The sequence below is a fragment of the Methylobacterium sp. Leaf117 genome (assembly GCF_001422985.1).
Taxonomy (GTDB): Bacteria; Pseudomonadota; Alphaproteobacteria; order Rhizobiales; family Beijerinckiaceae; genus Methylobacterium.
Genome location: NZ_LMNL01000024.1, coordinates 10,323 through 22,437, shown reverse-complemented (window position 1 = coordinate 22,437; position 12,115 = coordinate 10,323). Strand labels below are relative to the sequence as shown.

Here is a 12,115-nt window from a genome sequence, read left to right as displayed (position 1 = left end):
TAGACTTCGAGCATGAAGAACGAGCCCGTCAGATAGAGCACGTTCACGAGCCCGCTCATGGCGGCCACGCCAATAAAGGCCGTGCGGCACCGCGCCAGGGCCTGGGGGAGCTCCGAAGAGCCTTTATGCATGATCACAGGCTTCCTTGTTTCGACAGAAGACTTGGCCATCCATCATCTGCGAAAACATCATACAGTGATTTTCTGCCCTCGCTGGTAGACACCACACGCTCACGCAGATCAACGGACAAGACAGTCCGCGTGCGGCTTCTCAAGGATAGCCGTTCATCGGGTCTCAGTTCTGATGCCACGAGAGCAAGTTCCCCGCGGGCTGCTCCGAAGCTCTGGTGTGGATCGGCGCCGCTGTGTGTAAGCCGCCCTAAATCACGTGAGTGCAGCGTTGCCGTGATGCACGTCGAAATCGAAGACAGAAACACGCTCGGCGCCTGCCTGGCTCTGGCATACATAAAGGACCGCAGCCATCGACTCAGATTGACGTTCTTCATCTCGCCAACGAGCGGCTGCAGGATGGCCGCCGAATAGACCCCGTAAGCTGACCGCCAATTCTCTTCGCGCAAAGAGATCCAATCGGCACCGGGCTGGAAAACCGCCCGATTTACGGACCAAGCCAGTAAACATTAGATAAAAGTTTCCAGGGCGCGCTGTTTTGTCGCGGTATGGTGGGGCGAACTTATTTGGCACGCATCAGCAGCCAAATAATGATGCTCACTCCCCAGTGAGTCGCGGCCTCTCGGCGATGCCTACTAAGCCGAATACTGAAGCTCGGCAGACCGCGTAACTGATCTACTTAGCGCAGAATTCATTTGACGGCTGTCAATAAATTATTAACCCTCTCGTCCTGGGCCAACGCTAGTTCCAGGAAGAATTAGAGGACGCCGCGACATGTCAAATTTAAATGCCCAAGAAAATTTCTTCATAGGCGCACCAGAAGATCAATGCAGAATTCAAGCCATGTCGGATGTCGATGAACGTGGTATTAGCAAAATACTCACGACTGGATCTGGTACCAATCGCCCTACACTCGTGCTATTTGACTTGAATGTGAATAGAAGTTTTGCTGTAAATAAAAACGTTTACAATATCGATCTGTTTTCTCTGTTTTATTAAAATAATAATGGCTTACTGCTATTGAATACTATTATAGGTGCAACTTAATACAATCTGCCTAAAGCTTTGCGGAATCCGACAATTGATTTTGCGACGCGGGTAGCTGGATCGTCTCAGCGTCCCGGGATGCGCCAGCAGAGGCGGTCTCATAGGTCAACACCGCCGAACTCGTGCGCAGCGCGGGCAAAAGCGAAAACCCTATTCCTTTTATCGTGCGTGCCGACGAGTCCTCATAGCACTGTGGTCTTCAGACGTCTTGCACGACTTAGAGCGCCTATAACAGTTGAGGCAGCAATGGCGACACCTGCAGCACGACTGGTACTATCTACTGACTTCGTAGGGGCCAAAGCTTTAAACCCGTAATAACAGGATCAATATACAATCTATACAGAACCATAAGATTGTATTACGTTCGAGAATAATCTAACTTATCCCGCGGATGAGTTTCAGATTTTTGAATATTATGCATATATAGACAGCAAATATTTTTAATATTGTATATTCTACTTGCATATCGGAAAAACACTCAATAAGTTCATAAAATAATCCCGATCAACACTAGAAGCCGGGTCAACGGGCGGAGAAGTTAACCATGGCCGAGAACCGAATTGCTCTTGAGAATCAGAAACAGGGCACCGCCAGAGCAGTCTGGGACGCACCGGCTAGCAGTCAGATCGAGGGTTTTACCACCGATATCAGCTACGACATCGGCCAAACGGTCGCCTTCAAGATCAATGTCAACGCCTCGCCGGCTGACGAAGTCCCGTACCAGGTCGAAATCTACCGCCTTGGCTATTATGGCGGCGACGGTGCGACGCTGGTCACAAGCTTTAAGAACAATGACGGTACCGTGCAACCAAACCCAATAAAAGACTCACGGGGCTTGGTCGATGCTGGCAACTGGAGCGTCACTGACAGCTGGAGCATCCCGGCTGACGTAGTGTCTGGCGTCTATCTCGCCAAGGTGCAGCGTTTAGACGCCAGCGGTAACCCCATCCAGGGTGCGACCAATCAAATTCCTTTCATTGTCCGCGATGACACGCCAGCCGACGGAACGAAGAGCGACATCGTCCTGCAGACATCGGATACGACTTGGCAGGCCTATAACGGCTGGGGCGGCAATAACGGCCAGATAGCGGGAAACTTCTACGGTGGCTTCGACCAGCCGGACGGCCAAACAACTGACCCAGGCCCGTTCAATCAGGATCGTGCCTACGCGGTCAGTTACAATCGGCCAATCCTCACGCGCGACGGCGGTGGCGCCGCGGCAGGAGCGCAGGATTACCTGTTCGGCGCAGATTATGCCGCTATCCATTGGTTGGAGAGAAATGGCTACGACGTATCTTACATATCTGGAGTCGACACTGATCGCCTCGGACCGGACGCGTTGATTGGGCACAAAGCTTATATCTCGGTAGGACATGACGAGTACTGGTCCGGCGGTCAGCGAGCTAATGTCGAAGCGGCGCGCGACGCAGGTGTGAACCTGCTCTTCTGGAGCGGGAATGAAATGTATTGGAAAACACGTTACGAGGACAGCATCGATGGCACGGGTACGGATTATCGCACGCTGGTCTCTTACAAGGAGACTTGGGCGAACAACTCACTGAACGCCGGTCCGGCAGATTATGCCAACATCGACCCGTCTAGCGAGTGGACGGGGACGTGGCGCGACCTTCGCTTTGTCAACGCAAAAGACGCGAACGGCAATCCGATTGCGTCTGGGGCATTGCCTGAGAACGAGCTCACAGGCCAGCTCTTCGGCCCTGATGGAAACTCGGAAGGTGCGGCGCTCGACGTTCCTGCGCCTTTTGCTGGCTTGAGGATGTGGCGCGATACGGAGGTGGCACAAACGGGCAAGCTGGACATGGCGCCCGGCATTCTCGGCTACGAGTGGGACACCTCGCCCGAGGACGAGTACCGCCCTGCCGGTCTAATCAAGCTCTCCGAGACGACCGTGCCATGGCCCGCCATCGTCACCGACCAGGGCAACCGCGAGTCACCGGGGATCGCCACTCATAATCTATCGCTCTACCGCGACCCTGAGAGTGGTGCACTCGTCTTCGGCGCTGGCACGGTTTTCTGGAGCTGGGCACTCAGCGACGAGCACGATTCCTCGCCTTACGGTGGTAACCTCGAGAACACCGCCATCCAGCAGTTCACGGTGAACATGTTTGCGGACATGGGCATCCAGCCAGCCGTGGCAGATGCCTTTCTGACATCGTGGGGCCTCCGCAGAGCTACCGCCTCGTCCGACAGCGTCGCGGCTACAACCACGCTAACAGATCTACCCGACAGCGTCGCAGCTCGCCAAGTCGTGACCATCACCGGAACGGCGACGGACAACGACGGCAACACCGCGACCACTGACGGGCGGGTCGCTGCCGTCGAGGTCTCCCTCGATAACGGTGCCACGTGGCGCGTGGCGGAAGGCACGACCAACTGGTCCTACGAGTGGCGGCCCACGATGGAGGGAACCTACAGGGTGATGTCGCGGGCTATCGACGACAGCCTGAACGTCGCTCAAGCGCCAGCCTCGACAGACACCGTGCAGGTCACTGCGCCGATTCGGCCGGACACTTTCAGTCTGTTCGACGATACCACGCCGATCAACGCCACCTTAAACAACGATTCAGGCGCAGCTAACGGCCTCACGCTCGGCATGAAGTTTATGACCACCGAGGCAGGCCAGATCACGCAGCTCAGATACTACCGGGATGCCGCCGACGCGAACGACACGGACGTACGGGAAGGCAACCTGTGGGGCCCGAATGGCGAGGTGGTGGCGACGGCGACCTTCACGTCGGGAGTGAACGCGTCCGGCTGGCAGGTCGCGACCTTGTCGAGCCCCGTGTCGGTTCTGGCGAACGCCGAATACATCGTCTCGTACCGGACCACCAACAACTACGTGGCTACAAATGGCTTTTTTGACCCGAACCGCGAGCAAACGTATGATGGGATCGATAACGATGCGTTCAGCGAGCCCTTTGGTGTCCTGAGTGCGCCGCAGAGCGTGGTCAGCTCCGGTGCGAGCTTGGATGGCAACGGCGTCTTCCATTACGGCTCCGGCACTGTCTTCCCAAATAACACGTTCTCCGCTTCCAACTATTGGGTCGACGTGACGTTCGACCCGACGGATGGAGCCAGCAACGAACCACCCGTCTTCACCTCGCCAACCGCTTTCTCCCTCGCGGAGAACAGGCTCCAGGCAGGAACAGTGTCGGCCACCGACCCGAACGGGAACGCGCTGAGCTACGCCATCTCCGGCGGCGCGGATTCTGTCCTGTTCACGATCAACGCGGTGACCGGCGCCCTGAGTTTCAAGGCGGCACCAAACTTTGAGGCGCCGACAGATGCAGGCGCGAACAACGTCTACGACGTGGGCGTGAGCGCCTCCGACGGCATTGCACCACCTGTCCAACAGGCGGTTGCGGTCACTGTCACCGATGTGGCGGAGGGGCTTGGGTTCGGATTCAACGGTGCGACGCTTCAGGCGCAGTACCTGTTTGACAACGACGGCGCCTACAATCCTCCAGGCGTCCTTGGTGACACCCGAACCGAGGTCGCGGTCGACGGCGGTGGCCCCGAGATCGAGGCGCTGGCCGAACAAGCGGGCAACCCCGGCGAGGTTGGAAATGACGGGCTCGGGCTTGTCGACATCAACTTCGAGAACAGCCGGATCGTCTACACATTCCCCGTCTCCTCGAGCTTGCCGCAGCCGCTCAAGTTTGTCCCGAATGCCTTCAACGGCCCCATAATCTCTGATGTGGGCGATGCCCTGCGCTCGATCGTAAGCGCCACGCTCGTCTCACAGTCGGGATTTGTAGGCGATCCGAACGGTATCGAGCAGAGCGACATCTTAGTCACTCCGGACTCGATCTACCTCTATGTCGGTGGCACGCAGCGCTCCAATGGAGCCACGGTTGAGGTCGAGGTCACCTTCGCGAACGAGATACCGGTCATCACAGGGGGCGAGACCCGGTCGGTCTCCGTCGACGAGAACCAAACCGCGGTCGCAACCATCACTGTAACGGATGCCGACGCGGTTGATAGCAAAACCTTCAAGATCACAGGCGGTGAGGATGCCGCGCTCTTCGACATCGACGCGAGCACAGGCGAATTGGTGTTTCGTAGCCCTCCCGACACCGAAAACCTCCCGTCCCAGGGGACTACCCCTGGTTTTCAGGTACAGGTCCAAGTTGCGGATGCTTACGGGGGAGCCGACACCCAGACCATCGCGGTTACCGTCAAGGATGTGAACGACGTGGCGCCAACCGTCACCTCGGCAGCAACAGCGAGTGTGCCGGAGAACACCACTGCTGTGTTGACCTTGACCAGCAGCGACCCTGACACGGTGGGCGGACCTATCAGCTATAGCCTGGTCACGGGAGCCAATGCGGCGGCTGACAACGCGCTCTTCCAAATCGTGGACGGGAAGCTCTCCTTCATTTCTGCCCCAGACTTCGAGGGTACGCACGTCCCTGGTTACACCGTAAACGTGCAGGCCTTCGACGGCATCAACACCACGGTTCAGACCATCGCTGTCACCGTCACAGATGTGCCCGATGGACCCGTCAATACCGCGCCAGTCGGTGCCAATGATGCGTTCACCGCGAGCGAGGACACAGCGCTCGTGGTTGCGGCGGCCAACGGAGTGCTCGCCAACGGCCCGTCAATACCGCGCCAGTCGGTGCCAATGATGCGTTCACCGCGAGCGAGGACACAGCGCTCGTGGTTGCGGCGGCCAACGGAGTGCTCGCCAACGACACCGATGCTAACGGTGATCCGCTTACCGCTTCCTTGGTGAGCGGGCCCACCAAAGGCGTGTTGTCGCTGAGTGCCAATGGTGCCTTCTCGTACACGCCCGGTGCGAACACCAACGGGGTCGACAGCTTTACCTACGCTGTCTCGGACGGGAGAGGCGGTACCGACACCCGCTCCGCCACCATCACCGTTGCGCCCGTGAATGACGCACCAGTCGCGGCGGCTGACACCTTGGCGAGCCAAGCGGGTGTGCCAGTGACGGTCAGCGCGGCGACACTGCTTGCCAATGACACCGACGTCGATGGTGACACCCTGTCCCTCACAGGTGTGACGGCGGGCTCGGGCGGTACGGTCGCGCTGAGCAACGGCCAGGTCACCTTCACCCCCACAGCTGGGTTCACCGGACAGGCGACTTTCACCTACGCCCTRTCCGACGGCTCAGGTGGCTCCACAACGGGCAACGTCGCTGTCTCAGTGACGGCCGGCCCCACCGAGCCGCAAACTGCGCAATACACCAGCGGAACGGCTGGAAACGATGTGATTGACCTATCGTCCCGCGGAACCCGGCCACAGCTGGCTAACGGCCAAGANCCGAGCCGCAAACTGCGCAATACACCAGCGGAACGGCTGGAAACGATGTGATTGACCTATCGTCCCGCGGAACCCGGCCACAGCTGGCTAACGGCCAAGATGGCAACGATACGATCATCGGCGGCTCGGGCAACGACACCCTCAACGGTGCTGCCGGGAACGACGTTCTGACCGGCGGCCTGGGCAAGGACACCCTCACCGGCGGCACGGGAAGCGATACGTTCGTGTTCACCAGCGTCGCAGGGGCGGGAAGTGGCACGAACACGACTACTGGGCGGGACGTCATTGCGGACTTCCTCAGCGCGCAGGACGACCGGATCGACCTTGCGGGTATCGATGCGATTGTGGGAGGTGGCGACGATGCTTTCAGCCTCATCGGCACCGATGCTTTCACCGCCGCCGGGCAAATCCGCTACGTCGTGCAGGGCAGCACGACCATCATCGAAGGCAATGTCTCGGGAACCGACGGCGCTGAGTTCCAAATCCAACTCTCAAAGGCCGTCACTCTGACAGCAACCGATTTCCATCTTTNGACCATCATCGAAGGCAATGTCTCGGGAACCGACGGCGCTGAGTTCCAAATCCAACTCTCAAAGGCCGTCACTCTGACAGCAACCGATTTCCATCTTTGATCCCAGTGATTTGTTCCAACCCGCTTTGGCCCATTCTATAACGTTCAGTGCGGGAATGACTCCGCATCAGCAGGGCCGAGTTGCGTTCAAATCAGCGATTTTAAATTCCGAATAGCGTTTCCCGACGGGTTTGAACGTCAGCTTTACGGTCATTTCTCCGACTAAGTCGGCGATCCAAGCGTTAAGCCTTGTGAGGCTTGCCCTGGCTGAGCGGAAGCGCAACGCAATCGTAGTATTCAGACCCGGCAGCGACGCTGCTGCCGGGCTGACAGGTACCAAGGGTTTGACCGAGCGCGGAAGCGTTAGTGAATGGCGTCGTTGGCCCAGGCATGAACGTAGTCAACGTTCAGCTGTGTGGTCGGCATGGAGGCGTCGTACTTGCCCGGCCAGCTGCCGGTGTCACCCACCGCCAGGTTGACGACCATGTACATCGGCTTGTGCATGTCACGCGGAGTTGCCATCTCGGCCACCTTCGCACCGTCGATATACCATTCCAGCGTGTCCTTCTGCCAATCGACCCCGAAAGTATGGAACCCTTCCGTCAGATCGTCCGTCTGCACGGGGAAGCTCGTCAGGGTATGACCGCCGATCGAGGAATGCGCTGTGGCGTAGGCGGTGTCCTTGTCGTGGCCCAGGAACTCGAGAACGTCGAGTTCGGCCGGCCACGTCCCGTCGGCGTTCAGCAGCCAGAACGCCGGCCACATGCCCTGGCCCGCCGGCAACTCGGCGCGCATCTCGAAGTAACCGTAGGTCTGGGCGAACGACTTGGCCGTGGTGAGCACGCCCGAGGTGTAGGCCAGGTTCAGCGGGTTGCCGTCGTGATCCGGAGCCGCCGTGATGCTGAGGACGCCGTTCGAGACAGAGAACGGGTTCGTGCCGACGGATTTGTCCGAGTAATACTGCGCCTCGTGGTTCGACCCCAGGGTCCGATCCTGGCTGGTGCCGACGCCAAGCGCGCTCTTCCACACCGTGCCTTGGCCGTTGGCCGAAGCGCTGAGGGTGTTGAACTCCTCCGCGAAGCTCAGCTTCATGCCCGGATGCGATGGGTCTGCCGGCAGGGCGAAGTCGCCGGCCTTGAGGTTCGCGACCGCCAGGTTCTGCAACACGAGCGTCTCGCCGCCACCGAGCGCGATGACGGTGTCCGAACCGTCCTGCTTGGCGGCCATCTTCAACTCGGAGAAAGTGTGCAGGTCGACACCCTCCAAGCGGACCTTGTCCTGACCGGAGGTGAAGTCGGTGATTCGGTTGGTGCCCTCGCCCTTAGCGATGACGAAGGTATCGGCCCCGCCGCGGCCGGTCAGGATGTCGTTGCCGGCCTTGCCGTTGAGGGTCTGGGCGCCGCCATCGCCGGTGATCATGTTGTTGAGGCTGTTGCCGGTGCCGCTCTTGGCATTGCTGAAGCTCAGGTTCTCGACGTTGTCGGGCAGGATGTAGTCGCGCCAGGCGATGTGGACGGTGTCCACCCCGCCGCGGGCCGCCTCAATGACCTGATCGCTCAGCTGCCAGATGTGGTAGGTGTCGTCGCCTGCGCCGCCCTTCAGGACCGCGCCGCCCTTGTTCCAACCCCAGATGTCGTCGTGCCCGACCGTGCCACTCAGGGCTTTGACGGCATTGTTGGCCTTGATCATGTGGGTCGGCGTGGCACTCGCATGAGCTTGCTCGCCCGTGGAGACCGGCGGCGTTGCGGGAACAGGCGCCTCGGGCGTCGCGGGGGGCGCAACCACGACGGGTGGTTTTGGAGTTACAGGCTGCTGGGGCAGGGGCGTCCCTGCAGAGGCTCCGACGACGTCACTGGACACCAGCGCGTCGCCGGCGTGAACGACGTTCAAGCGGCCCACCGCGGCTCCGTTCTCATGGATCTCGTAGGTGTGAAGCGCGCCCCGGCTGCTGATCTCGACCATGTCGGTATCCGCGGCAAAGCCACGAAACACTAGCGTGTCTCCCCCAGCGATGCCCACTCCCTGAAAGTCGGTGATCCGATCGAGGGCACTTCCAGTCCGGGTGGCCGTGTCGGCGAGGTCTGCCTTATCGAAGACGAAGTGGTCTGCTCCGGCCCCACCCGTCAGGGTATCAACACCACGCCCGGCAACGATCGTATCCTGACCGGTGCCGCCGTTGATCTTGTCCTTGCCCGAGCCGCCGATGATAACGTCATTGCCGCCCCGACCCGCGATCAGCTGAGGCTGCACGCCGCGTGCAGAGAGGTCGATCCGATCTGCGCTTGCAGTACCTGCGGTGTATTGTCCCCTCAATGGGATTGTATTCGCCATTTTTCACTCACATTTCGCTTCCGACGGCGAGAGCCTAAAGCACTACTATAAAGTTAACGCAACCCCCTACTTGATCATTGGGATTTTAATTCTAGGTTTCGCAACCACCCGTTCCAGTATACAACCGCGATCGGAGATCGACTTCGGTACCGAAGATCCTATCAGCCACAATTTTGATGTATTTTTACTCCTCGTATCAGGAGATATATTGCATTATTATGAAGCAAGATAAATTATTGATAGGACTTTTCTCAAGATTATGCACTACAAACACCTAAATATTCTTACTTTGCTGTGCCAGGAACACGGCATTGGCAACCTTTGATTATGCAGATAATCTATGCTGAAGAGCGGCCCGCGGACCACCGCAGCCACGTTCGGCTCAATCAAGGGCGCAGCTTACGCGGGCACTGCGGCGAATAACACGTTCCACAGCACGGCCAATGACATGACCCTGATCGGTGTCGCCGGGGCCATATCTACGTTATTGGGGCTCAGAAAACCAAGATCGTCGAGAATGCTGGTGAGGGCACCTACGCCGTCACGGTCTATGATGGACGCTACACCGCAGGACTGCCCACCTGGAACCCGGTAGGCGAAGCGTTCCGACCCACCGTGCTCGGCAACGACGTGATCGACATAAGCCCAGCGGCAAGCCGCGCTCAAAAGTTTCCCCAGGCCGCCTCCTTAAGGATGAGCTTCTCCGGATTCAGATCGGAGATCGCCGGACGAAGGCGTGGGGTCTTGATCTTCAGGGATCTCGGCCGCTTAACCTTATCACTCTTCAGGCCGCCGTACTCGGAGCGCCCCCGGTAGTACGTAACCTCCGTCACCGCGACAGAACGAATTGCTTCGGCAACCTTCGGTCCTTGCGAAACCGCGATATCGACCTGCCGCAGCTGGCAACGATCTCTTGAGCCGTATGGTTCTTCCGCCCCATGATGACCTCCTCCACAGGGCTCAAAGTCATAATTTAGGAACACCAATCTTCAGCGGATTTAGTAGCTTTTGATAATGAATTTAAATTTATAAACTAATTGATTTAATTATACAGCGGCATTAGATACGACTCGATCATTTAGCGAGTGACTGTGTATCGCCTAGCTTTCCAAAATAACATTGAGATATCGATTATCTCGTAGCGTGAGGAAGACATGTCCTACGCAGTGATACTCAACGAAACGTTCTCGTCATCCTCGATCCTCACCAAAGGTGCCGCCTATGGAACGGTGGACCAGGGCGACATGATCTGGTTCCATCCCAACAACTCTGGAACGGCTTTCGCCAACGGTGACATGANTCCTCACCAAAGGTGCCGCCTATGGAACGGTGGACCAGGGCGACATGATCTGGTTCCATCCCAACAACTCTGGAACGGCTTTCGCCAACGGTGACATGACGTCGGGTCATTGGCTGAACCGTCAGTTTGATCCGGTGAGCATTGCGGATGGCAACCTCGTCGTCACAACCCGGCCGGTGCCGAATGCGACGGGGGAGCGCGATGGGTTCACGACCATCGGAGGTATCGTCACCATTGATCCTGGCGCCCTCGATCCGAGCAAGGGCATGTCCTTTGGCTATGTGCAGATGGACAGCTTGTTCGGAGGCGCCAGGGTCAGAGCCGGGCGCCCGGCCGTGNGCGACGGGGGAGCGCGATGGGTTCACGACCATCGGAGGTATCGTCACCATTGATCCTGGCGCCCTCGATCCGAGCAAGGGCATGTCCTTTGGCTATGTGCAGATGGACAGCTTTTCTATTCCCAATGAACTTGGGCGCACGGGTTGGTATGGTGGAGCGCTGTTCGGCAAGAACCGTGCAGATTGGCATGAAGAGATTCAGCTGAGCGAGACTTCCAACAACCGTTTGGCGGTCGGAACGCACTGGGACATGCTTGGTCCGAATCCTTATAACGATGCCTTATTCACAAGTAACGCTGATATCGGCATGGCCACGCTCAACAACGTATGGGTGACCACACGTGCCACTTTCGGCGTCGAGGGTGGTGTTCTCTGGGAGGTCGGTCTGCAGGGCGAGCCGCTGCACGCGACCTACCGCAGCGAGATGCCCGAGCAGGGCCGTCCCAGCGACCTCGAGCTGGTCATTCAGACGCAGGTTCCGCGGGGTAATCAGTTCGAGACGCAGACGCAAACGCAGAAGTACGACAATGTGATCTTCGCCGAAGCAGGCCTTGAGAATGGGCGTGTTGTCGATGTGGTCAGCACCCGACTGGATCTCAGCGACCACAATTTCGCCGCGCTCCACTACCTCGGCAATCACACCTGGGAGATAGATGACAATTTGTGGGTTGGCAAAGCGATTGCCAAGACGATCATCGATGTGAGAACGGATACGGGCTCGCACATCAGTGCCAGCGGCGTTGATGCAGATTTCTACCAGGCCGCGTACGGTGATCAGCTCGCCCAAACGGGTATGACAGCGGATCGACACTACAATACGATCGGCTGGAAGGCTTTGCTCGATCCCAATGCGGTGTTCAACACCGCCTACTACCTGAGCACCAACCTTGATGTGGCGGCTCTTAATATCAACCCGCTTCAGCACTACCTTGAGGTTGGCGAAGCGGAGGGCCGCAAGCCAACCAGTGAATTATTCGATCCGGACAACTATTACGCTGCTCATCCCAATGTGAAAGCAGCTGGTCAGAGTGCCATGATGCACTTCATGACGTCGGACAACATCCACGATCTGTCTTCGGATCTCAACTACGAG

At 58.2% G+C, this 12,115-nt stretch carries 2 protein-coding genes and 2 pseudogenes; 2 read left to right on the top strand and 2 right to left on the bottom strand.

From position 1 onward, the window contains the following. The first annotated feature begins 1,719 nt into the window (after nt 1–1,719). Entirely contained in the window at nt 1,720–5,934 is a 4,215-nt protein-coding gene (locus ASF57_RS14430; protein WP_056484632.1) for a N,N-dimethylformamidase beta subunit family domain-containing protein, read from the top strand. Between the two features lie 1,482 nt (nt 5,935–7,416). Here ASF57_RS14430 and ASF57_RS14415 read toward each other — a convergent pair. Together ASF57_RS14415 and ASF57_RS14410 are read right to left on the bottom strand one after the other, a co-directional pair. After that, nucleotides 7,417–9,303, bottom strand: a complete 1,887-nt coding sequence (locus ASF57_RS14415) for a family 16 glycosylhydrolase (RefSeq protein ID WP_056484626.1) — start codon at nt 9,301–9,303, stop codon at nt 7,417–7,419. A 660-nt stretch (nt 9,304–9,963) separates the two neighbouring features. Continuing rightward, nucleotides 9,964–10,324: pseudogene (locus ASF57_RS14410) on the bottom strand (IS3 family transposase); the annotation flags it as partial. A 699-nt stretch (nt 10,325–11,023) separates the two neighbouring features. Between ASF57_RS14410 and ASF57_RS14400 the strand changes: the two are divergent. After that, nucleotides 11,024–12,115 (top strand): annotated as a pseudogene (locus ASF57_RS14400) (hypothetical protein); the annotation flags it as partial.

Bases quoted from the DNA above. Each gene is read 5' to 3' on its own strand.
- ASF57_RS14430 (WP_056484632.1), top strand. From the start codon at position 1,720: ATGGCCGAGAACCGAATTGCTCTTGAGAATCAGAAACAGGGCACCGCC.